Source organism: Blautia sp. MSJ-19, assembly GCF_018918125.1.
Lineage (GTDB): Bacteria > Bacillota > Clostridia > Lachnospirales > Lachnospiraceae > Blautia_A.
In genome coordinates this window covers 18,368-40,956 of sequence record NZ_JAHLQA010000008.1, presented here as the reverse complement: position 1 = coordinate 40,956, position 22,589 = coordinate 18,368, and the positions used below count along the sequence as shown (strand labels likewise).

Here is a 22,589-nt window from a genome sequence, read left to right as displayed (position 1 = left end):
AGCCATTTGTGAATCCTCCTTGGTAATTTTGTTTGTGGTGAACTTATTATACCTAAAGGGAGAGCATTTGGCTCTATTTATTTTTAATATTCAATTTACACCATTATACGGGCATAACCCCAAATGAATGGTGCCTGACATCGAAAAAAACCTTTCCTCCATAATCGATGCCGTCTGCCAGTTAAATCAATAGAATCTGGCATCGGATTTCTTGATCTTTTTATAATCGATGCTCCCTGCTGCTTAAATCAATCGTATCGGGCATTGAGATTCTTCTTTTTTCTATAATTCGAAGGCGAAAATGTTATAAATTTAACGTTTTATTTAGCGAAATCTTTACTTGTACATTAGAAATTATGTGTTAGAATAAAGGTGTATTTTTTAGGAAAAAAGTAGGAGGAAATTTATGCGCAAAACAAAGATTATCTGTACCCTTGGTCCGTCTACTGATAAGGACGGTGTTCTGGAAGAACTCGTCAAAGAAGGCATGAACGTAGCACGTTTTAACTTCTCTCATGGCTTACATGACGAACAGAAAGGTCGTATTGATAAATTAAAAGAAATTCGTACACGTCTTGGTAAACCGGTAGCTGCGCTTCTCGATACAAAAGGCCCTGAAATTCGTATCCGCGAATTCGAAAATGAAAAGGTCACACTGAAGGAAGGTCAGGAATTTACCTTAACCGCAGAAGAAATCGTAGGAAACGAGAAAATCGTTTCTGTCACCTATAAAGAATTATACAAGGATGTCAAACCAGGCAACAATATTCTGATCGATGATGGTCTGATCGGACTTGAAGTCAAGAAAATCAAAGGTCAGGACATTGTCTGTAAAGTAGTAAACGGTGGCGTTCTTGGTAACAAGAAAGGTGTCAATCTCCCTGGTGTAGAAGTAAACATGCCGTTTATCAGCCCAAAAGATCATGACGATATCCTCTTCGGTATCAAAGAAGGCTATGATTTTATCGCCGCATCTTTCACCAGAACTGCAGCCGATGTCAAAGAAATCCGTGACATTCTTGAGAAAAACGGTGGACAGGACATCAAGATCATCGCCAAGATTGAGAACCAGCAGGGTGTTGACAACATCGACAGCATCATCGAAGCTGCTGACGGTATCATGATTGCCCGTGGTGACATGGGTGTTGAGATCCCGCTTGAGGATGTTCCGGTTATCCAGAAAGATATCATCGGTAAGGTATACAGTGCCGGTAAGCAGGTTATCACAGCTACTCAGATGCTTGATTCCATGATCAAAAACCCACGTCCGACCCGTGCCGAGACCACTGACGTTGCCAACGCGATCTATCAGGGAACCAGTGCAATCATGCTTTCCGGTGAAACTGCTGCCGGCAAATACCCAATTGAAGCACTCAAAACTATGGTTAAGATCGCAGTCCGTACAGAAGCTGATGTTGATTACAACAAACAGTTCAGTACTTCTTCCAAGGATCACGCAGAGAACGTAACTACCGCTATTTCTCATGCTACCTGCATGACAGCGATCGACCTGAACGCCAAAGCCATCATCGCAGTTACACGTTCCGGTAATACTGCACGTATGGTTTCCAAATATCGTCCAGGATGCCCGATCATCGCATGCACTCCGGATGAACGCATCTGGCGTCAGCTGAACCTGGTTTGGGGTGTTACTCCACTTCTGACCAAAGAAGAATACAGCATGGAGATCCTTCTCCTTCACGCTACAGAGGCGGCCGAAGAAGGCGGCTACGTCAAAGAAGGCGACGTTGTTGTTCTTACTGTCGGTGTTCCACTTGGACGTTCCGGTAATACCAACCTGCTTAAAGCAACTGTTGTTGGTGAATATTAAGCTACATTTACAGCAACCGTATCAAATCTGTAAAATTGTATACAAAAATGAACAAGGTCATTATCTCCCATTTCGGGTGATAATGACCTGTTTTTTACATATTTCGTGATTAATTTCACAATTTTTCAGCTACATTTTTACAGTCAAACGGCATTTCGTGAATACAATATATCCATTTTATTTCTTATAGATTGTGATTACGATCGGTTCCTGATCCTCATCTCCATACGGCTGAATCCAGTATAATTCTTCATCCGGATTCTTCTTATCTGACTCCGCCTTTTCTTCTGCATATGCAAGTTCCAGATATGGCTTATTTCCATTTACATCAGTTAAAATAATCTGATTGTCCTTACCGGAAATCTTTTCATCTTTATTCACAGAAAGTTTCTGAAATGTCTTGCTGATCGTACATGTTCCGCCTGTAGATGTTGTCAGAATCAGTTCTTTTTCTGTATCAGAAATCTTTGTAATATACAATGTTTTGCCATTTTCTGTAAGTGTTACGACCACTCTTCCCTCTTCCATATGAAGACGCATTCCAAGCTCAGTCGCCATTTTCTTTGCGCTCAGAGTAATCCTGCAATTCTTCGGATCTTTTTTATCCATAATCGAAATCGAATGAAGTTTCTTATTCTCACTCGTCAGTGAAAATCCATTTCTGATCTCTTCAATCTCTGTAGAAACAGCCAGATCTGTGATATTTCCTGCATCATCTTTTTTAATTTCTGTTGTACCACCCGGAACAGTCATCCCCGTAACTTCTTCTGTCTCTGTCGGACCATCCGCATCTTCTTTTACAATGCTGATTGTACCGACTGCTGTTTCCGGATCATACTCTGTAGTAATGACTGTAGATGTAGAAGATGCATACGTTGCATACTCTTCGTCAATATCCTCATCCGGAAGATCTTCATCTACATCACTTTTAGCTTCAGAACTGTCACTGTCCTCTGAGTCTGGTTTCCTGTCTGGATCAGTTTCTGAATCTTCTGCTTTATCATTGTCTGTCTTCTCATTTTCTTTTGTATCAGAATCATCTGTTTTATCCTTATCTGCAGACTCATCATTCGGATCTTTTATCGGAATTTCCACAATCTCTTCGTACTCACAACCCTCTCGCTGACATTTGTAAGTAATACTGCCCGGTTTATCCGCAGTCGCTTCTTCCATAGAAATTTCCTTCAGATCATGACCAAGTGCATCCGTCTCATCTCTCTTTTCTTCATAAGAACATCCGTCTTCCTTACATTTGTATACAGAATATCCTTTTTCCGTACAGGTCGGTAAAACCATCATATTTTCTATAAGTTCATGATTCCCCTCATTGCACAGTGCAGGCACATGTTCTTCCTTATCATCACTTTTTTCTTTCTCAGTATTCTGTTCTTCTTTAACACTGGGAGCCTTCTCAGATACAGCCTCATCCGCCTTTACAGCCAACGCTGAGTTTCCCGTTACAGCCATTGCAATCGCAACTGCCAGAAACATCGCCCATTTGTTTTTCTTTCTCATATGTATACTCTCCTTTCTGTCGAATACAGGATTTATATAGTAAGTTCATCTTAACATTCTTTCGGTATACCGACATAAAGTGAGACCAAAACGGGCCATTATCCACGATTCCTTTCGGTATACCGAAGATAATAGCCCTTTTTATTCATTCAGTATTTTATTTTCAAAATTCCGGTCCGTTTATTTCGCAGCCAGATCTTTAATTACTTCTCCGGCAATGATCAGCCCGACAACCGATGGAACGAATGCCGTAGATCCCGGAATATCACGACGTTCTGTGCACTTATGTGCCGCTCCCGGAGGACAGATGCAGTGAGACCGACAGCTTATAGACATATCTTCAATCGGACGAGTCGGTTTTTCCTGCGAATATACAACTTTCAGTTTCTTAACTCCACGTTTTTTGAGTTCACGACGCATAACTTTTGCCAGAGGGCATACGGAAGTCTTGTAGATATCCGCTACCTGAAATGCGGTTGGATCAAGCTTATTTCCAGCCCCCATACTGCTGATGATCGGAACGCCGGCTTCTTTGGCTTCCATGACAAGCTGAATTTTTGCCGTCACTGTATCGACTGCGTCTACCACATAATCATACTGCGAAAAATCAAATTCATCTTTTGTCTCCGGCAGATAAAAGCATTTATGAACATTAACTTCTGCCTTCGGATTAATGTCAAGAATTCGATCTTTCATAACATCTACTTTGTATTTTCCAACCGTGCTTCTTGTCGCGATGATCTGGCGGTTCAGATTAGTCAGACACACTTTGTCATCATCGATCAGCTCAAGTGCACCGACACCACTTCGAACAAGTGCCTCTACCGTATAACCGCCAACTCCACCAATTCCAAATACGGCAACTCTGGAACCAGCCAGCTTCTCCATTGCTTCTTTGCCAAAAAGCAGCTGTGTTCTGGAAAACTGATTCAGCATTATTTAATCTCCTTTTCTTTTTCATCCAGCGTTTCATTCATACTTCCGGTACGATAGCCCAGAAGATCCAAAGTCACATAATCAAATCCATATTCTTTAAGCTGGTTTGCAATTCTGGTTCGGTTTTCTTCCTCTACGATCTTGCTGATTTCATCCGGAAGCACTTCAATTCTGGCAATATTTCCATGAATACGAACACGTACCTGGTGGAATCCCATATCCAGAAGAAGCTGTTCTGCTTTGTCTACCATGCCCAGCTTTTTCTCACTGATCGTTTCTCCATATACAAAACGTGATGAAAGACATGCAAAGGACTGCTTGTCCCATGTCGGAAGCCCCATTTCTTTGGACAACTCACGAATCTCTTCTTTATAAAGTTCTGCCTGACGAAGCGGACTGCTGACCCCAAGTTCTTTGACCGCGATCAGACCCGGGCGATAATCTCCGTTATCATCCATATTAGATCCTTCTGCAACTGCGTTCATACCATTCTGTCTGGCAATATCCCATATTTTCTCAAACAGCTCATGCTTGCACAGATAGCAACGGTTTTTCGGATTCTGCCGGAATCCGTCGATATCCAGCTCTTCGGATTTACAGATGATATGGCGAACACCATTTTTCTCACAAAATTCCTTTGCTTCTTTTAATTCTCTTCCCGGAAAAGAACAGGAACTGGCTGTGACCGCAATCACATTGTCACTTCCAAGCGCTTCCAATGCCGCTTTCAGCAGAAATGTGGAATCAACGCCACTTGAAAAAGCAACCGCCACACTTCCCATATCTTTCAGATTCTGCTGTAATACTTTATATTTATCATGAAGATTCACTGTCATACACTCCTTTTTAACCTAGTAATCTAGTGTGTATTATAGCATACCGGCATGGAGCGTACAATATACAATTCCTTTGAAACGAAGGAATATATGCAACATACCTCCCATTTTCCTTCCAAAAAATAGAGGGGCATGCCTCACAAACATGCCCCTTTATTATTTTTACTGAATAATTGCATTTTGCTGAATAAGTACCTTTCTGGTTTTTGCAACCAGGCTTTCGTAGTCTGATTTTTCCTGATACTCAGATGCCAAAACTCCTGCTGCCTGCCCTGTCGCAATACACGTAACTGAAATCCTGCAGGACGCATTCGCCTCAAATGTTGAACTGATGCAACGACCTCCCATAAACAGATTTTTTATATGTTCTGCATACAAAGCTCCTGCCGGTATTCCATATCCTTTCAAAACACGCTCAAATTTCATCCCGCTTCCCTGCTGATGAATGTCCATAGGAAATGCTCCCATCGCAACAATATCCTGCCGTTTCTCTTCTGAAACGATATCTTGCCTGGTCAATACGTCTTTTCCCTTAATACGTCCGCTTTCCCGTACCCCGACATATCCACTCTGAAGTATTTTTGCATCTTTGAATGCAGGAATTTTCTTTTGAAAATAACGAAACAGTTCATATACCTGGCTGCATCCATCAAACTGTGCTTTACTCATCGCAAAAGCATCATATGGATCAATTCCTAATCTGGAAAAATTGAGTATCACCTCTCCCGGTACAGTTGATTCCATTAAATGCATTTCTTCTCTTCGCAGACTTAACTCTCCCGCTTCGTATCCCTCGATCAGCGTCCTAGAAAATCCCCACAAATGCAGAAATTCCGCCTCAAGATCCAGTTCAGCATTAAAAGAAGTAAACTCATCCATATGCATACGCACATATTCTCTTAACTTTTGTTTATCTACATTTCCCCATTTGGTCAATACTGTAACCGGCTGACTGATACCATTTTCATCGCCAAACATAATATCACATCCGGAATAATAGCCCAGTATTCCACTTCCAGAACAGTCCACAAAAGCTTTTGCAACTACAGTAATTCTTTCCCGCTTGGTCTGTACTTCTATTTCTACAAGAACCCGATCTTCAACATATGCATTTACAAGTGTTGTTTCAAGTAAAAAATCTACCTGATATTTATTCAGCATACACAGCATCGCATATTTAACGCTTTCCGACTGATATGGAATAATTTTATTACAATATCCCGTTGTATCGTTCACATTTCCAGACTGATAATCCTGCTCTTTTATGAATTCAAACAATTCATCTGCCATTCCGCCAATGACTTTTCTCTCTGTATCATACTGAGTCATTAATGCTTCCAGAGGCCCCATCGTTACAACACCGCCCAGAAAAGTAGAACTTTCGATCAACAGTGTTTTACTCCCATTTTTTGCAGCTGCAGCTGCGGCGCATACTCCCGCAATTCCGCCTCCGACTACCACTGTATCATATGTAACGGTTTTTTTCTCCTGTTGTTCCATACGTCTTATGATCATATATATCCTCCATCAGCCAAACAGCAGCCCCGGCAGAAATGTCGTAAGCTGTGGAATAAAAGTAATTGCCAGCAATGCTCCAAACATTACGATATAAAATGGAATACTTGCTTTAACCAGCTGTTCAATATTCCTTCCGCTAATTGCACTACATACATAAAGCAAAACGCCAAACGGTGGTGTCATCAGACCGATTCCAAGGTTAAAAATCATGATTACGCCAAGTTGAAGCGGTGTAACTCCAACAGCTGCAACGATTGGAAGAATAATCGGCGTAATAATCAAAATACTACAGATCATATCCATCAATGCACCCATAACCAACAAAAGAAGATTGATCAGTAATAACAGAACAACTTTATTAGATGAAATACTCATCATAAAATTAGTAAGTTTCATCGGTATACGCAGATAAGAAACTACCCAGCCAAATGCTGATGAAACTCCGATCAGAGCCATTACCATTGCCAACGTCTTAAGACTCTTTTTAAATACACCAAACAGTTCCTTAATTGATACTGATTTATAGATAAATAACACAACAATAATTGAATATACACAGGCGATCGCTGCTGATTCTGTTGCAGTAAATACACCTGCTACTACCCCCACCACTACAATGAGGATTGTGAGAATACCCCAGATTCCATCAATAAATGCTTTGACAGCTGCCTTGGGTGAAAATTTTTCCCCTTTTGGATAATTTTTCTTTAAGGCTACAAAATAAGAAAATACCATCAGAACGATTCCAAGAAATACCCCTGGGACAATCCCCCCCATAAACATCTGTCCAACAGAAACTCCACCTGCTGCCATACAATAAATAACCATATTATGACTCGGCGGAATCAGCAAACCCTGAATTGCACTACTCATTGTAAGACCAGTAGAAAAATCTCTGTCATACCCGGATTTGTCCATCATCTCAATTTCAATTGGTCCCAGTGATGCCACATCTGCTGTCGGCGATCCTGAAATTCCTCCAAAGAACATGGATGCCAGTACATTCACCATTGCCATGCCGCCTCGCATCCATCCCACCAATGCATTGGCAAGATTTACCAGTCTGTCCGTTATACCTCCTGCCGACATGATGTCTCCCATAAGAATAAAAAACGGAACCGCCATCAGTGAAAAAGAGTTTAATCCTTTTACAGACTGCTGAGCAACTGTCATAAGCGGAACCTTCAGATATAACAATGTTAATAACGTAGAAATTCCTATCGAAAAAATAATATGATTTCCCGCAAAAATCATAATAAAAAAGCTTGCTAGAAGAATGATTGTTCCTACTGTTTCCGTTGACATAATCTCGCCCCCATTCTGTAAATCAGCATAACAGCCATAAATAATCCTCCGACACATATTGATGCATATAATACTCCCGATGAGATTCCACTTCCCGGAAGTTTTGTTCTTGAAGTCTGCATAACCAGCTTAGAGCCTTCCCAGAAAAGCATCAGACTGAAAATAATGTTTATGATTGAAAACACTGTGTCCCGGATTTTAAGTCCTTTTTCTCCAAAAAATTTGTCAAATACAGATATTCTTACATGTGTATCATCTTTAATTGCCATGCTGGCCGTAAGAAATGACATCCATACCATCAGAACTCTGGCAATTTCTTCTGACCATGTAGGCGTATAACTAAATATATATCTTCCAATTACTGCGATTGAAATAATAACTACCTGCCCACATAAACAAAGTGCACTTACACATTCAATCACCTTATAGATTCCTTCGAAAAATTTGATTCCATGTTTTTCATCTGCCTGTTCTTTCCCCATATGAATACCTCCATTGCCCCAAGAACTAAATAATTGAAACAATCCGGATGATTCAGTATATATTTCTGATTCACCCGGATTGCATTATCACAGATTATTTCTGACCATCTATAATTTCCTGAAGAAGGTCTTCATTTCCTTCTGTAAAATCTGAATAAATGCTCTGCGCTGCATCTTTCCACTCCTGTGGATTATCAGGTGTAACAAATTCCATTCCTTTTTCTTCCAGCTGCGAACGATATCCTTCTAATGCTTCGTCAGAAATCTGTTTGAAGTACGCTGCGCCTTCCTCCATAGCCTCATTGATTACTGCCTGATCTTCTTCACTTAAGCCGTTGAAAAAGTCAGAATTGATAATGATAACACTCGCTTCATACTGATGAGGCATATCTAACACATAAGACCCAACTTCATAAAAACTCATATTTAAAATTCCTTTTAAAGGATTATCTGCTCCATCAACAATTCCTGTCTGCAGAGAACTGTACAGTTCATTATAGGAAATAGGAGTTGCAGATGCACCGAGACTACTTACCATCTTTGTCGCAAGATCATTCGTCTGTACACGGATTTTTAATCCTGCAATATCTTTCAGATTTGCTACTTTTTTGTTTTTAAAGAAGAAGTAGCGTCCTGACGGCTCAAGATAACCGAGTGCTTTTACCATGGTGCCGCTCTCTTCTACCTGATCGAGAATCTTCTGCCCTACATCACTTTCCAGCACTTTATTAGCACTGTCCAGATCATCAAATACGAAAGGAAGTGCAAGAAGATTCATTGATGATACTCCTGCATCTGCAAGCCAGGATGGATTCGTTCTAGTCATCTGCATTGATCCAGACTGAACCGCGGTCAGAATATCTGTCATTTCTCCCATCTGACCTGCCGGATATACCTGAACCTCAATACGTCCATCACTCTTTTCATTAACAAGCTCTGCAAATTTGTATTCAAATTGTGTTTCAACATCATTTTCAGCCTGCACATCCGCAAGTTTAATCACAACATCCGCTGCAAAAACATTTGTTGTACACCCTGTTATTGCCAATCCTAAAGTAGTAAGTAATGCCAATCCTTTCTTCATTTGCATACTCCTTTCATGTATTTACAGAATACATTCCTTATTATAAACTATTTTTCAAATTTTTCCAATATCTTTCAGAATTCCTAATGTGACATTCATTTCTTCCTCTGTCGGCGGTGCTAACGGCAATCTTGCATTTCCAAGACGAATGCCTGATACAGCTTCAATTGCCGGACGCATGATTGAGTTTGGAAGAATACGTCCATTCTGTCCTGTACTCTTGCAGAAACGATACAGCGGCTCAAAAGTCTCTTTTGCTTTTTCGTTCTCACCTGCCTCAAATGCATCAAAGATTGCACGAATTTCATGTCCAAAAATCTGAGCCCCTCCAGATACAAGCCCCATAGCTCCCTGTACAATTGTCGGAAGAAGCATTACATCATCACCATTGTAAATTGCAAAATCCGGATCTACGTCTTTTGTTGCAAGGAAGAAATCTGTAACCTGCGTCGGATTGATTCCTGCTTCATCTTTAATTCCAATGATATTTGGAATTTCCGCAAGTCTTCTGACTGTTTCAGGTTCCATGTTTACACCTACAAAAATCGGAATATTGTAAAGCATAATATTCGCTTTGGTATTTTCTGCCAGTTTCTTATAATGCAAATAAATACCTTCCTGTGTCGGTTTATTATAAAATGGAACAACTACAAGGCAGGTTTCGATTCCAAGTTCTTCTGCTTTTTTTGTAAGTGCAATCGTTTCTTTTGTACTTGCACATCCGGTTCCGGCAATCACCGGCATACGTCCTGCAGCTGCTTTTACAGCTGTTTCCATTAATTTAACTCTTTCATCAAATGTTAAGAGACTTGCTTCTCCTGTAGTTCCTGTAACAATCAGGGAATCTCCGAGTTTATTTGTAATGATATAATCAATCAGTTTTTCATACTGATCATAATCAACTTCTTCGTTTTCTCCGTAAGGTGTAATAAGCGGTACCAGAATCCTTCCATATTTTGCAACAAATTTGTTCATAAAATTTTTCCTCCTTTAAATATATTTCGTTTTACCTTTTTTTATTTTTATTCTGTAAATGCTTTTCGAATTGCTTCTTTTTCTTCTTCTGGCAGATAAGTGATCGGACTTCTGCAGTATCCACAATCACGTCCCAGACACTTCAACGCATATTTCATTCTGATCGGAAACTGATTGCCACCAAGAACCTGCCATTTTTTATATAAAGACTGCTGAATTTCAAGACCTCGTAAATGATCTCCCGTCTGAGCACATTTCCACATTTCAACTGATTCTTTAGGGAATACTGACAAGATTGCTGAAATCGCACCTTTCGCTCCCAAATCAAAACAAGAGTAAATCATGTCATCTGTAGCAGCATATACACGACCTTTTTCTCCAACTTCCATAAGATCTGCATACAATGCCTGAATTCCACCAACACTCTGCTTAATTCCCATAATATATTCTGTTTCATTCAACAGACGATGGAACAGATCCGGATATATCGTATTCTGTGGAATTACATTATATATAATTGTCGGAAGCTGAACTTCTTTAGAAATCGTGCTGTAAAAATCAAACATTCCTTCTGCATTTGGAACCAGAACATTATACGCAGTAGGTGTAACCATGATTGCATCTGCGCCTGCTTCTTTTGCAATTTTACCGGCTCTCACCGCATCTCTGGTACAAGTTCTCATTACACCGCAAACAACAGTTTTATCTGATCCTTCTTTTACATATTCTCTGGCAATTCCAATTAGTTGGATCAGCTCTTCATCTCGCAGCGTTGGACCTTCTCCGGTACTTCCACCAACACTGATTCCATCAGCTCCTGCCTCAAGGCATATTTCCATTTCTCTTCTGATCTTCTCCTCATCAATTTCACCCGTTTCTGTAAACGGAGTAACTATCGGTGGGATTATACCTTCATATTTTACACTCATGCAGCTTCTCCTCTCTTTGTCTTATTGTTATATGTTTGATTGTAGGTTTGTTTGTTTGTAGGATTGTCTTACAATTCGTATACTAGACTCTTTTTTTCATTTTGTCAATAGAAAATATCATTTCTGTCAAAACATCACTATTTTCAAATATGTTTTTATGCATTTTTCACAATTCTATTTTTATATTTTATAGTTCAAAAAAATATTGTATAATGTCCTACAATATGCTTGACATATTTTTTATTATCAAATATGATAAATAAAACTATATTTTATAATTCGTTTCACCCAAAATTGCAATAAGGAAGGGGGCCATACGTATGGAACCAATTAAACGTGTACCTCTTGTTCATCAGGTAGAAGAACGAATCAAAGATTTAATCAAAGATGAACAGTTACAACCTGGCACAAAACTGCCTACCGAAAAAGAACTTTGCACAAATCTGAATGTCAGCCGAGGAACTGTCCGAGAGGCATTTCGTTTCCTGCAGGCCAAAGGAATCGTTGAGTTAAAAACAGGAAAAGGCGCTTTTGTCGCAGAAAAGAAATCCGAAAAACCTTCTCCTGCTATAAACTGGCTTGTTGCTAATGAGAATGATCTTAGAAGTGCTTTTGAGATGCGGTATGCTATCGAACCAGTTGCTGCCAAAATGACTGCCGAAAAAATCGATGACGAGGGTATTGCCTGTCTTAACGCTATCCATCACGAATTTTGCGATGCCGCTAAAAGAAATGATGCTCATAATCTTGCTGTCATTGATGAAAAATTCCACTCAGAAATCCTTAAAAGATGTGGAAATAACCTGATGATTGATGTCATGGAGAGACTTAATTTAGGATTAAAAGATTTCAGAAATAATACTTTCTCTATCAAACAGAATGTAAAAGATACTATCGGACCTCATGAAAAAATATTAAAGGCTATTGTTGCAAAAGATTCAGCCAAAGCAGAACGTGAAATGAAAAAACATATTGTATTGATGGAAACCAATTTGACTTTAAATATTGTAACTCTTGAGGAAGAATAAGAAAAAGCTGCTACATCACTGACTTTTCAGCGCTGTAGCAGCTATTCCTGCATTATTCAAAATCGAATCTTCTGACTTCGCAGTTTTTCACTCCAAATGTGGCATATTCTTCGTTCGTCATTTCGTAGAAGTAGGACTGGATCACTCTGGAGATTCCGTTATGAGCCACAAGAATATAGGTCTTATGATCGGATTCTGCCTTGATCTCATCAAGTAAATTGTAGATTCTCTGTGCCAGATGGAGCATGGATTCTCCACCTTCATATCTGTTGGCAAACTGCTGTTTTGCCAGCTGAAATTCTTCTCCGTTACGCTCCGTGGATTCGTATTTTCCAAAATTCTGTTCAATCAGTCTTGGCTCTACCCGTGCTGGAATCCCCGTAATCTCAGAAATATGTTTCGCGGTATCTGCCGCACGCATCAACGGAGAATACAGAATCTCATCTGCCCTGATTCCCTGACGCAGGATCTCATGTCCTGTCTCGATGGCCTGTTGATGTCCCTTCTCTGTCAGTTCTATATCTGTTGCCCCGCAAATTTTATTTGCTACGTTCCAGACAGTCTGACCGTGTCTTACAAAATAAAAATGTCCCATATTTTTCTCCTGTTCATTTGTTCACTATTCTTTTCTTCATTTTATCATTTCCGAACTGTAAACGATACTTCCATTTTTTTATAATGTCATAAACTTTTATTTAATTCTGATGAGACACCGTTTTTTGAAAAAAGAGATTCCATAACACAGGATATGGTCATACTCATCTTCAAATTCTTTTGCATACATTCTTTCATCAATCTGATGTAATGCCTCATCACACTTTTGTCCCATTTCGTCCATTGAAACAGCATATTTGGCCTCAAAAACTGCCACCCGGCTATTGACTGAATCATACACGACTACATCACTTCTGCCTTCTCCATGTTCTTTATTTGATTCTACAATGTATCCCGCACCAGCAAAAATCCCGGCAAGAAAAGCATGATAAAAGTCTTCTCTGTAATCATGGTAACTGATTGTTTTTCGAAGCAGTTTATTCATTTCTTCGGTAAGGTTTTCACTGTTCTCAGCCCATACTGCTGCAAATAATTCTCTTCTGTTCCATGTCTTTGCACTGTCATCAAACCACTTCACAACTGTTGTTTCAAAAATTTCTCTGATTTCAGCATTCGGAATCTGGAGTGCCAGCATATTTTCCGGTAAGGATTTTTCCAGCTCCACATTCCTGATCTTCGTCAGATATCCGGTCACATACAGAACGCTCCAAAGATTGTCCTCTGAAGAATGCAAATAATCATACGTAAGATTCTCATCAATCTGCTGCAAAATATATCCACCGGAAAGCAGAATTTCCAGCTTCTTTGTGATACTGTTTCCTGCATATTCGATAAACGACCGAATAATTGCATTGTCACTGGTATTTCTCCAATAGCTTGCAGGTTTTGCCATTGGATTTCTTTTTAAATCATACAGATAATTCATAACATCCCAGGGACAATAAACATCAAAATCGCCAAACTGATATCCGTCATACCATTCTTTTATTTTGTCCGCTAGTCTCTGTGCATCAGCTGCAATTAAAAGTTTATCTACCTCTTTCTGTGTAAAACCGAAGCACTCATTCAGACGCGAGTCCGTGATTGTGTCCGAAACCAGATTATTTGTCCCTGTAAAAATACTTTCCTTGGCAATTTTCAGACATCCTGTAATTACTGCAAACCGGAGTGAATTATTGTCTTTAAACGCAGTGCTCATCATAATCTTAATAAGATTAAGCATCTGTGCATAATACCCATGACTGCTTGCCTTGGCAATTGGTACATCGTATTCATCCAATAGTAAAATCACTGGTTTTTTATAATACTGCTGCAACATCCGCATCAACGTATTCAACGATCTGCTTATCTGAATTTTATCTGCTTTTCCTGCTTTGAGAGCAAGAAAAATTTCCTTATCATCTATATCAACGTCTTCTGAATCAAGCAGATATGTGTATTCTTTAAACAGATTCGATATCTGTGCAGCAAGTTGTCCATACGCTTCATCAAAATCCAATCCATCAATATCTTTAAGAGTAAAAAAAATCGTTGGCCACTGATTCATCCATTCTCTGCACAGTGAAGCATCTTCTGATATTTCCAGACCCTCAAATAATTCTTTACTGTCTTTTCTGATATCAAAAAAACTTCTTAGCATACTCATTCCAAGTGTTTTTCCAAAACGTCGTGGGCGTGTGATCAGCGTAACCTCTGTTGGTTCATCTTTAAGTATTTCAGCAATTAAACTGCTTTTATCAACATAGTAAAATCCATTTTTTCTGATTTTTTCAAAATCGGAAATACCTACCGGAATATTCAAATTCGCCATATTTTTCACTCCCTTCTGTTATGATAATATCATGTCAGGACGGGACTTTACAAGTTCGGAAACCCTTTTTAATTATCCTTTCCTGCACAGATGTTCTTGTTACTCCCTGCCTGTTATACCATTGTCATGATCACAGTACCCAATGTGATCAGTACCACTCCAACAGCCGATTTCCGTGTCAACTTCTCATGGAATACGATCCAGGAGAAAGCAATCGTGACAAGAATGCTCAGCTTGTCAATCGGAACGACTACACTCGCCGGCCCTTCCTGCAATGCCCTGTAATAGCAGAGCCAGGATGCTCCGGTTGCAATTCCGGAAAGACCGATAAACAGCAGCTCTTTTTTCTCAATTTCTTTTACCTCGTGCTGCTTTCCTTTCATAAATACCATCAGCCATGCCATGACCAGCACGACCGTAGTACGGATTGCCGTTCCCAGATTGGAATCAATTCCGGAAATACCTATCTTTCCAAGGATTGCCGTCAGACTTGCAAACACAGCCGATAAGACTGCATAGATCAGCCAGCTCCCGTCTTTCTGAACATTATTTTTTGTCTCTTCTTTTCTGGTAATCATCATCATGGTTCCGATTCCGATCAGACAGACACAACCTGCTTTTGCCCAGGATAATCCCTCATGTAAAAAAATCAATGCCAGAAGGATGGTCAGAATCGTGCTCGATTTATCAATCGGTACAACCTTATTGATATCCCCTTTCTGCAATGCATGAAAATAGCAGAGCCAGGATGCCCCGGTTGCCATACCCGACAATATCAGAAACAAAAGTGTGTTTCCACTTATGTCCTTTATTCCGGACAATGTTCCTGTCACAAGCACCATCAGCCAGGAAAATAAAAGAACTACAATCGTCCTGACCGCCGTTGCCACATCAGAATCTGTTTTCTGAATTCCGCATTTTGCAAGAATTGCGGTAATTCCTGCAAAAAAAGAAGACCCTATTGCAAATAAGATCCACATATGAATCCCCCCTATATATTTTTGACATTTAGATTTACAGAGATAAACTCTCTCATTTTATTAAAAAGAGCAGGTTTTCACCCGCTCAGTTCGTTTTACTGTTCACGGAATATCATCGTTAAACAGTAACCCCTAATCTTCATCAAAGTTCGCTGCGTATATGCCCTCCGGAAGTCTCATCGTAAGAATTCCGAGATTAAATTCATGATCCATGATCGTAATGTGATATTCAAAAATCACATCATCTTCAAACTTGGACAGCAATACATAACTGCCGTTTTCTTTGCCTTCAATCTGGTCACAGATGTCTTCATAAACAGCCTGTCCGGAAATCTCTCTCGGATATCCTGCTGCCTTGATTTTTGCCTCAATTGCCTGGTATAATTCGTCCACCCGTACGTCCTCCTTTAGTATCTGACTCCAAATCCTCGTTCTTCCACATCTGCCGGAATCCTGCGTCTTCGGATATCGTCAATCTCTATATAACGGTCATTGTAAAGTGCCTGCAGAATCTTGTCAATATCTTCTTCCAGCCCCTGCAGTTCTGTCGAAACCGATCCGTCATATTCATTCCTCGCCCAGCCGGTCACGCTGTATTTCTCAGCCAGATATCTCAGTTTATAGCGAAATCCGACACCCTGAACTCGTCCATAAAAACAGATGGATTCTCTGATCTTGTGCATGTCGTTACCTCCATACACATTTTATACCTAAAAGAGAATAAAATCTACCAGAAACTCATACGACCTGATGATAATGTGTTTTCATATGGTGATGATGCATCCCGTTCCTATGACAGGTTCGCTTCATCTCCAAATCCCTCTGGATGATTCCCGAGATACTCAGTACTCCAAACAGAAAAACAGCAACACATCCCGTCATACCTGCCCACGCAAGATGACCTCCAAAATCCATATACGGATTATACCAGTCAAGAATTTTTGCTACTGCACACACAAATCCACAGATTACTGCGATATGAAATAAAACTGTTTTCATCTGTACCATCATAATCCCTCCGTTATAAAGATCCCGTCTGAAACCTGGTGTTCCGGTTTGTAGGGATGATTCACTACCTGAGCTTTGTATGTCATAAAGGAACAATGTCCCCCGTCCAGATTATAAGCAGCTTTACATCCAAGCTGTTCAAAAAGCTGTGCCATTTCCGAAGGAAACATTCCTCGGGAAGAAGGTTGTCTGCCATCAACCAGAAGCAGACAATAGTGCCCCGGTTCATAATAACCAATCGCTGTTCTCGGATGTGACTGTCTTATATAATCCCATGTATAAAAAGTTTTCTTTGCCTTTCCATTTTCATCAAGAAGACTCGGTCCGAAGATCCAGCTCTGATAAGCGCCCTGTTTAATCAGCTGCTGTACATCTATCTGCTTCGGTGGATAAATATTCATCGTCCCATCCCAGTTCAGAACACAGGTTTCTGCATCTGACTGCATACTCCGATAGATCACTCCATTTCGGATAATCGTCCCGTTGTCCTTATGGCGGTTATTGCTGTAAGAATCACCATTTACTGCCAGAATTGATTTCATCCTTGTTGACATATCCGTCAGTTTTTCTTCGTATCCTACTCCATAAGTATCCTGTGCAAATGCCGTCTGCAGACAGGTAATATCACCTACATAGATATCTGCCAGCACATAAGAAATAGCAGTCCCGTATTTCTCATGTTTTCCTCCATTGGATTTGTCCAGTTTCCCTGTATCATAGCTGTTGAACGTCAGGTTCACAGAAAGATTCGGACTGGTATAGGAAGTATCCGTTGCCACAACTTTGTCTGTAAATTTATCAGCAAATTTCTGATGCCAGTCTTCTTCAGACATTACCACGTCTGTCCGCTGCAGAGAACTTCCCGAAGTATCACTGCTCAGATTTACATTTTTCTGTACCTCCGTAATCTTTTGAAGAGGTACTGCCTGTGTTCCTTTCTGAGGTATTTTATAATTAATGATCCACACTGCCAGAAGTATGAATGCCGCTGCCAGAATATCTGCACCCAAAACTATAAACTTTCTTTTCATAATCCGGCTTCTTTCTTTACTCCTAACACAGGTGTTCTGTCTTTTTTAAAGATCATATGTTTCTGTACGGTCCAGCTGATCAGAAACAGCAGACACTCTGTCAGAAGTTTTGCCGGATATACCGGAATCCGAAGAACCTGAACAAAACTTTCCAGGATTACATTATTCATCACCAGAATAAATCCTGCCAGAAGAAAATAATCTACGGCCGTCCGTGCTGCCTTCTCTGTCCTGAATACATATTTACAGTTCATGCTGTAATTATAATAACTGCTCACCATCCGTGCGAGGATATTGCCTCCCAGAATCCACATCACTGTATGTGGAAAGATCAGCATAAACAAACCAAACAACAGATAGTCGATCACAAAACTCGACATGGATGAAAATGTAAATTTAATGATATCTTTGTAAATTCGCAGAGAATCAAGAACCGTGCGAAAGTGCGAAGTCGAGTTGTCATCATCTTTGTAGATCGTTTTAATCCTCACCTCTTCAATATGCGTCTTTTCCCGTGCCATCGTCAGAAGCACATTCATTTCATATTCATACCGGTCACCTTCTATTTCAAGAAGCCGGGGAATCAGTTCTGTGCCAAATGCCCGAAGTCCGGTCTGCGTGTCAGATACTCTCACACCACTTACCAGCTGAAAAACACTTCTCGTAATCTCATTTCCCAGTCTGGAACGTAAAGGCATCTTCTGTCCTACACTTCGGACACCAAGTACCATTGTCTTTGCAGAATCCCCTGCTACTTCCAGAAGCCGGATCATATCCTCCGGTAAATGCTGACCATCTGCATCCATGATTCCGATCACATCTCTGTATGTTCTTTTTTCTTCTATATAGGCCAGTGCTGTTTTGATCGCAGCACCTTTTCCTCTGTTTTCCGGATGTCTCAATATCACACAGATATCACTGACTGCTTCAAATATTTCATCAAATCCTTCTCCACTTCCATCGTCCACAACGATAAGTCTGCATCCGCATTCCCACATTTGTTCTGCAATGGAAATCATATCTTTTTCCGGCTGATATGCCGGTATGATCACCCATGCCATAATCTTAGTCTCACCTCCGTTACGGGTTGTCATTATTGATTATAATGGTTATCAATGATTCCTGGGATCTGAAAAATCATCAACAGGAGTCCTATTAACATTATATTTCCTACGCTCATCCTGCTCGCCTCCGTTCTTTCTTCCCGAGATTTTATTCTCCAGAAGTCTCACAAGCTTATATCCAAGATATCCGGCAACAAGACCAAGAAGCACTCCACCAAGAATATCCGTCGGATAATGCACATACAGATACAATCTCGAGATTGCGATCAGACAGGCAAGCACCAGTGTCGGTTTCCAAAGCTTCTTTTCTCCGGCAAAATACAATGCAGCCACAGAAGCAAAAGAAGCTGCCGTATGTCCTGATGGAAAAGAATAATCATGAAGTTTTGACACCAGAAGCTGTACTCCTGTATTCACATCATAAGGTCTCGTTCGTGCCACCAGATTTTTTAACACCACATTGCAGAGCAATGCATCTATGATCAAGGCAGCCGCCATGACTGCACCTGTTTTTCTCATTTTTGGTATTGTCAGAAACAATACCGTCAACACAATCCACAGAATTCCTGCATTTCCAAGGCTTGTCACAAATACCATAAATTTGTCCAGCACCGGTGTGTGCAGTGTCTGAAACCAGTCCAGAATCTTTAGTTCAATGTTCATAACCCTCACTCCATTCTTTCAGCATATGCATGCCGAGCACCAGCCCAAGGCCGATGATCACTGCAATGACATTAAAGTTCTGAAAGCTCAGTGCAGGCTGTGCAATTTCCAGGGTAGTCGGTCCCATGATGATCGCATAAAAGGAACCGATCATCATTCCAAGAATCATATACATCGTCTGGATACGAAATCTTTCCAGGCAGACCTGAATGACTTTTACTACAGTTACCGCTCCTGTCATAACTCCGCATCCAAAGATCACGAGTGCCGGGAAACAGGAAAAATCCATAGATAACAGACTTTTCACACCATTAAGTACCGGAATATACATTCCAAAGATCAGTAACAGTGTAGATCCCGAAATGCCCGGCAGGAACATCGCTGAAATTGCGATCATACCCACGAGAAAAAGCTTTACCGCCAGTGGAAAAGAAATATTTCCAAGGTTGACTGAGCTCATTCCTATTTTACCATTCAACCAGGTGATCAGCACTACCAAAAATATTCCGATACAAAGAAACAGAAAACCCTTTTCCGGTTTGCGGAAAGATTTTGATTCTTCTCGTACAACCACTGGAATTGAACCTGCGATAAACCCGATAAATACGGAACTTACTACATAAATATGACTTTCAAATAATGAAGACAGCAGAACTGCTGCAATTCCCATTCCCAGGACCCAGCCGATTCCCAGTTTGATCAGATACCGAAATGCCTCTTTCTTCTCTTTCATATTGCCAAATACCAGATTGTGGATCGATCCGATAAACTGATCATAAAATCCCATAATAAATGCAATCGTTCCTCCGGATACTCCTGGAACACTGTCTGCCAACGCCATGCAAAAACCGCTTACTCCTTCTTTTATCATAACAAAAACCTCCTCTTTGCTTATGAGACAATCATAACTGTCTACACTAAACAAACAGGAGGTAATTTCCTAAACAAATCTTAAATTATTTATAACTGTGAATCAGAATGTGCTTCAGAACACTCATTTATTGAGACGATATCCGGCACCCCAGACGGTCTCGAGAATCTTCGGATTCTTGCTGTCATCCTCAATCTTCTCACGAATACGATTAACATGCACCATAACCGTTGCACTGTCTCCCGCATAATCAAATCCCCATATTTTCTCAAAAAGCTTCTCTTTCGAAAAAACAATATTCGGATTCATGGCAAGGAATTTCAGTAACTCAAATTCCTTATTCGGAAAGCGAATTTCCTGCTCCCCCTTGTAGACTTTCCAGCTATTGACCAGAATACGAAGGTCTCCGATACGAATCTCATCCGGTCCATCAAAAACTTCTGCATTCTGAAATTTCTCCTTCATGCGGTCATACTGGCGAATATTCGCTGTCACACGCGCAACCAGCTCTGCCGGATCAAACGGTTTCGGGATATAATCATCTGCTCCCATACCAAGGCCACGAATCTTATCCACAGACTCTGAACGTGCTGTTACCATAAGAATTGGAATATCGAGTCTGTCGCGGATCTCCCGACAGATCGTGTACCCGCTCTTACCTGGCAGCATCAGATCCAGAAGGATCAGATCAAACTCCTCTTTATCAAGAATCTCATTGACTTTTGCTCCGTCTGAAACAATTGTTGTATCAAATCCGGCTGCCGCCAGATATGCTTCTTCTATCATACTGATATCTTCATCATCTTCTATAATCAGAATTCTGTTCTGGTCAGCCATTCTGTTCGGTCCTTTCTTCTGGTTTTAGATTTTATTTATCGACTTTTTCTTTCAGAGTCTCTTCCGGTTCCATTTTTTCCTGTGCAGTCAGTGGTAATTCCATCTCGATTGTAAGACCATGTTCATTATATGCACGGACCCTGCCACTCATTGCCTCAATCAGGTATTTCACAATATAAAGTCCAAGTCCATTGCCTTCTTTTTTGTTTCTGGACTCATCTGCCCGGTAAAATTCTTCAAAAATATGTGGAAGTTTTTCTTTATCTACACCTGCTCCATCATCAGAAACCTTCAGCTGAAGTTTCTCACCTGCAGATTTCAGAGAGATTTCCACATGTACCGGAGATTTTTCACTGTATTTTACACTGTTTTCCACAAGATTATCCAGAATCCTCTGCATCTGCTCCGGATCAACCATTGTGAAATACTTTCTTTCCTGCAGGACCGCATGAAGTTCCACTTCTTCCGGATTCAGAACTTCCTGCTTTCCGGTTACATATTTTGCAAGAAAATCCGTCAGATTGATTTCCCGGATTTCCAGCGGCATATTGCCGGTCTCCAGCTTGGACAGATAAAACAGCTGATTCAGAAGAACATCCATCTCTCCGGTCCGCCGATAAGCAGCATTGAGAAATTTCTGCTGCATCTGTGGTGTCGCAGCAACACCGTCAAGCATTGCTTTGATACTGCCTTTAATCGCGGTAAGCGGAGTCCTCAGATCATGTGAGATCCCTGCAATCATATCCGTTCTCGCCTGTTCATACCTGCGATTCTTTTCCTGTTCTTCCAGAATATGTCCCTGCATGTTGTTAAATGTAGTACATACTTCCTCAAATTCTGCATCACCCACATACAGGATATCCTGCGTCAGATCATTTGCCTGCACTCTTCTGGCCCCTTCATCCAGTGCATCCAACGGCTCCATGATGTGCTTTGTCAGATTTCTGGTAAATACCTGGCTGACTCCCACCAGCGCGAGAATGCAGATCACACCGTCTGCCAGAAACAACAGAATAAATTCATTCTTCTTAACTGTCCAGTCTTTTACCATGTCTTCCAGAGCATCATCATCCAGAAGCTGATCTGCACTGACCTCAAATTCATGCTCGATTGATTCCGCATAGATTTTGATGATTGCCATATTAATCACAAGAAACAACACCAGCGTGACAAGGATCATCAGTGTATTTGAAAGAAAAATACGCCTTTTTACTGTGTTTTTTGCGGTACTTTCCGCATTTTCTTTTTTCATTATCTGTCCGCTCCCTTCCATCCATCTGCCAGGATATCTGCTGCTGTTTACACAAAATATCCCAAGATGATATTTTTAT

Annotated in this window: 23 protein-coding genes; 2 read left to right on the top strand and 21 right to left on the bottom strand. The window is 40.6% G+C overall.

Translation table 11 applies throughout. The features are described from left to right. The first annotated feature begins 406 nt into the window (after nt 1-406). Complete coding sequence (gene pyk / locus KQI91_RS05350; RefSeq protein WP_216391834.1) at nt 407-1,831, top strand: pyruvate kinase; 1,425 nt, start codon at nt 407-409, stop codon at nt 1,829-1,831. A 177-nt stretch (nt 1,832-2,008) separates the two neighbouring features. Here the strand turns inward: pyk and KQI91_RS05345 are convergent, their stop codons facing one another. From KQI91_RS05345 to KQI91_RS05305, 9 genes are all read right to left on the bottom strand, one after another. Next, nucleotides 2,009-3,346, bottom strand: coding sequence for a hypothetical protein (locus KQI91_RS05345; RefSeq protein WP_216391833.1), 1,338 nt, complete (start codon nt 3,344-3,346; stop codon nt 2,009-2,011). A 180-nt stretch (nt 3,347-3,526) separates the two neighbouring features. After that, nucleotides 3,527-4,282 carry a tRNA threonylcarbamoyladenosine dehydratase gene (locus tag KQI91_RS05340; protein ID WP_216391832.1) on the bottom strand — a complete coding sequence of 252 codons (756 nt, stop codon included), beginning with the start codon at nt 4,280-4,282 and terminating at the stop codon, nt 3,527-3,529. Then, nucleotides 4,282-5,118: an ATP-dependent sacrificial sulfur transferase LarE gene (gene larE, locus KQI91_RS05335; protein ID WP_216391831.1), complete on the bottom strand. Its 837-nt coding sequence runs from the start codon at nt 5,116-5,118 to the stop codon at nt 4,282-4,284. The genes KQI91_RS05340 and larE overlap by 1 nt, the downstream gene beginning before the upstream one ends. Before the next feature lie 162 nt (nt 5,119-5,280). Further along, entirely contained in the window at nt 5,281-6,633 is a 1,353-nt protein-coding gene (locus KQI91_RS05330) for an FAD-dependent oxidoreductase (protein ID WP_216391830.1), read from the bottom strand. 12 nt (nt 6,634-6,645) lie between these two features. After that, nucleotides 6,646-7,941 carry a TRAP transporter large permease gene (locus tag KQI91_RS05325; protein ID WP_216391829.1) on the bottom strand — a complete coding sequence of 432 codons (1,296 nt, stop codon included), beginning with the start codon at nt 7,939-7,941 and terminating at the stop codon, nt 6,646-6,648. After that, nucleotides 7,923-8,423, bottom strand: a complete 501-nt coding sequence (locus KQI91_RS05320) for a TRAP transporter small permease (RefSeq protein WP_216391828.1) — start codon at nt 8,421-8,423, stop codon at nt 7,923-7,925. Before KQI91_RS05320 ends, KQI91_RS05325 begins: the two co-directional genes overlap by 19 nt. Nucleotides 8,424-8,517: 94 nt before the next feature. Next, nucleotides 8,518-9,507, bottom strand: coding sequence for a TRAP transporter substrate-binding protein (locus tag KQI91_RS05315; protein ID WP_216391827.1), 990 nt, complete (start codon nt 9,505-9,507; stop codon nt 8,518-8,520). A 54-nt stretch (nt 9,508-9,561) separates the two neighbouring features. Beyond that, a complete protein-coding gene (gene dapA, locus KQI91_RS05310; RefSeq protein ID WP_216391826.1) occupies nt 9,562-10,482 on the bottom strand; it encodes a 4-hydroxy-tetrahydrodipicolinate synthase in 921 nt (306 codons plus the stop codon). A 47-nt stretch (nt 10,483-10,529) separates the two neighbouring features. Then, complete coding sequence (locus KQI91_RS05305; protein WP_216391825.1) at nt 10,530-11,411, bottom strand: dihydrodipicolinate synthase family protein; 882 nt, start codon at nt 11,409-11,411, stop codon at nt 10,530-10,532. Nucleotides 11,412-11,731: 320 nt separating this feature from the next. On the opposite strand from KQI91_RS05305, the gene KQI91_RS05300 reads away from it, so the two are divergent. Beyond that, nucleotides 11,732-12,439, top strand: a complete 708-nt coding sequence (locus tag KQI91_RS05300) for a FadR/GntR family transcriptional regulator (RefSeq protein WP_216391824.1) — start codon at nt 11,732-11,734, stop codon at nt 12,437-12,439. Nucleotides 12,440-12,491: 52 nt separating this feature from the next. Here KQI91_RS05300 and KQI91_RS05295 read toward each other — a convergent pair whose 3' ends face one another. The 12 genes from KQI91_RS05295 to KQI91_RS05240 form a co-directional block, all read right to left on the bottom strand. Further along, entirely contained in the window at nt 12,492-13,034 is a 543-nt protein-coding gene (locus tag KQI91_RS05295; RefSeq protein WP_216391823.1) for a histidine phosphatase family protein, read from the bottom strand. Nucleotides 13,035-13,130: 96 nt separating this feature from the next. Further along, a complete protein-coding gene (locus KQI91_RS05290; protein ID WP_216391822.1) occupies nt 13,131-14,804 on the bottom strand; it encodes an AAA family ATPase in 1,674 nt (557 codons plus the stop codon). A gap of 113 nt (nt 14,805-14,917) precedes the next feature. Further along, nucleotides 14,918-15,784: an EamA family transporter gene (locus KQI91_RS05285; RefSeq protein ID WP_216391821.1), complete on the bottom strand. Its 867-nt coding sequence runs from the start codon at nt 15,782-15,784 to the stop codon at nt 14,918-14,920. A 132-nt stretch (nt 15,785-15,916) separates the two neighbouring features. Beyond that, entirely contained in the window at nt 15,917-16,177 is a 261-nt protein-coding gene (locus KQI91_RS05280; protein WP_072522640.1) for a hypothetical protein, read from the bottom strand. Between the two features lie 14 nt (nt 16,178-16,191). Beyond that, a complete protein-coding gene (locus KQI91_RS05275; RefSeq protein ID WP_216391820.1) occupies nt 16,192-16,467 on the bottom strand; it encodes an acylphosphatase in 276 nt (91 codons plus the stop codon). A gap of 55 nt (nt 16,468-16,522) precedes the next feature. After that, nucleotides 16,523-16,795, bottom strand: a complete 273-nt coding sequence (locus KQI91_RS05270) for a hypothetical protein (RefSeq protein ID WP_216391819.1) — start codon at nt 16,793-16,795, stop codon at nt 16,523-16,525. Then, on the bottom strand, nt 16,792-17,823 hold the full coding sequence (locus KQI91_RS05265) for a phosphodiester glycosidase family protein (protein ID WP_216391818.1): 1,032 nt from the start codon (nt 17,821-17,823) through the stop codon (nt 16,792-16,794). The genes KQI91_RS05270 and KQI91_RS05265 overlap by 4 nt, the downstream gene beginning before the upstream one ends. Then, entirely contained in the window at nt 17,820-18,884 is a 1,065-nt protein-coding gene (locus KQI91_RS05260) for a bifunctional glycosyltransferase family 2/GtrA family protein (RefSeq protein WP_216391817.1), read from the bottom strand. Before KQI91_RS05260 ends, KQI91_RS05265 begins: the two co-directional genes overlap by 4 nt. Before the next feature lie 51 nt (nt 18,885-18,935). Beyond that, complete coding sequence (locus KQI91_RS05255; RefSeq protein ID WP_216391816.1) at nt 18,936-19,550, bottom strand: phosphatase PAP2 family protein; 615 nt, start codon at nt 19,548-19,550, stop codon at nt 18,936-18,938. Beyond that, nucleotides 19,540-20,421, bottom strand: a complete 882-nt coding sequence (locus KQI91_RS05250; protein WP_216391815.1) for a DUF368 domain-containing protein — start codon at nt 20,419-20,421, stop codon at nt 19,540-19,542. The genes KQI91_RS05255 and KQI91_RS05250 overlap by 11 nt, the downstream gene beginning before the upstream one ends. A 123-nt stretch (nt 20,422-20,544) precedes the next feature. Next, on the bottom strand, nt 20,545-21,258 hold the full coding sequence (locus KQI91_RS05245; protein WP_216391814.1) for a response regulator transcription factor: 714 nt from the start codon (nt 21,256-21,258) through the stop codon (nt 20,545-20,547). A gap of 31 nt (nt 21,259-21,289) precedes the next feature. Further along, nucleotides 21,290-22,510 (bottom strand): sensor histidine kinase, encoded by a 1,221-nt coding sequence (locus KQI91_RS05240; protein ID WP_216391813.1) that lies wholly within the window; start codon nt 22,508-22,510, stop codon nt 21,290-21,292. Nucleotides 22,511-22,589 lie beyond the last annotated feature (79 nt).

Coding starts and splice junctions, on each gene's coding strand:
- pyk (WP_216391834.1), top strand. CDS start 407: ATGCGCAAAACAAAGATTATCTGTACCCTTGGTCCGTCTACTGATAAG.
- KQI91_RS05345 (WP_216391833.1), bottom strand. CDS start 3,346: ATGAGAAAGAAAAACAAATGGGCGATGTTTCTGGCAGTTGCGATTGCA.
- KQI91_RS05340 (WP_216391832.1), bottom strand. CDS start 4,282: ATGCTGAATCAGTTTTCCAGAACACAGCTGCTTTTTGGCAAAGAAGCA.
- larE (WP_216391831.1), bottom strand. CDS start 5,118: ATGACAGTGAATCTTCATGATAAATATAAAGTATTACAGCAGAATCTG.
- KQI91_RS05330 (WP_216391830.1), bottom strand. CDS start 6,633: ATGATCATAAGACGTATGGAACAACAGGAGAAAAAAACCGTTACATAT.
- KQI91_RS05325 (WP_216391829.1), bottom strand. CDS start 7,941: ATGTCAACGGAAACAGTAGGAACAATCATTCTTCTAGCAAGCTTTTTT.
- KQI91_RS05320 (WP_216391828.1), bottom strand. CDS start 8,423: ATGGGGAAAGAACAGGCAGATGAAAAACATGGAATCAAATTTTTCGAA.
- KQI91_RS05315 (WP_216391827.1), bottom strand. CDS start 9,507: ATGAAGAAAGGATTGGCATTACTTACTACTTTAGGATTGGCAATAACA.
- dapA (WP_216391826.1), bottom strand. CDS start 10,482: ATGAACAAATTTGTTGCAAAATATGGAAGGATTCTGGTACCGCTTATT.
- KQI91_RS05305 (WP_216391825.1), bottom strand. CDS start 11,411: ATGAGTGTAAAATATGAAGGTATAATCCCACCGATAGTTACTCCGTTT.
- KQI91_RS05300 (WP_216391824.1), top strand. CDS start 11,732: ATGGAACCAATTAAACGTGTACCTCTTGTTCATCAGGTAGAAGAACGA.
- KQI91_RS05295 (WP_216391823.1), bottom strand. CDS start 13,034: ATGGGACATTTTTATTTTGTAAGACACGGTCAGACTGTCTGGAACGTA.
- KQI91_RS05290 (WP_216391822.1), bottom strand. CDS start 14,804: ATGGCGAATTTGAATATTCCGGTAGGTATTTCCGATTTTGAAAAAATC.
- KQI91_RS05285 (WP_216391821.1), bottom strand. CDS start 15,784: ATGTGGATCTTATTTGCAATAGGGTCTTCTTTTTTTGCAGGAATTACC.
- KQI91_RS05275 (WP_216391820.1), bottom strand. CDS start 16,467: ATGCACAAGATCAGAGAATCCATCTGTTTTTATGGACGAGTTCAGGGT.
- KQI91_RS05270 (WP_216391819.1), bottom strand. CDS start 16,795: ATGATGGTACAGATGAAAACAGTTTTATTTCATATCGCAGTAATCTGT.
- KQI91_RS05265 (WP_216391818.1), bottom strand. CDS start 17,823: ATGAAAAGAAAGTTTATAGTTTTGGGTGCAGATATTCTGGCAGCGGCA.
- KQI91_RS05260 (WP_216391817.1), bottom strand. CDS start 18,884: ATGGCATGGGTGATCATACCGGCATATCAGCCGGAAAAAGATATGATT.
- KQI91_RS05255 (WP_216391816.1), bottom strand. CDS start 19,550: ATGAACATTGAACTAAAGATTCTGGACTGGTTTCAGACACTGCACACA.
- KQI91_RS05250 (WP_216391815.1), bottom strand. CDS start 20,421: ATGATAAAAGAAGGAGTAAGCGGTTTTTGCATGGCGTTGGCAGACAGT.
- KQI91_RS05245 (WP_216391814.1), bottom strand. CDS start 21,258: ATGGCTGACCAGAACAGAATTCTGATTATAGAAGATGATGAAGATATC.
- KQI91_RS05240 (WP_216391813.1), bottom strand. CDS start 22,510: ATGAAAAAAGAAAATGCGGAAAGTACCGCAAAAAACACAGTAAAAAGG.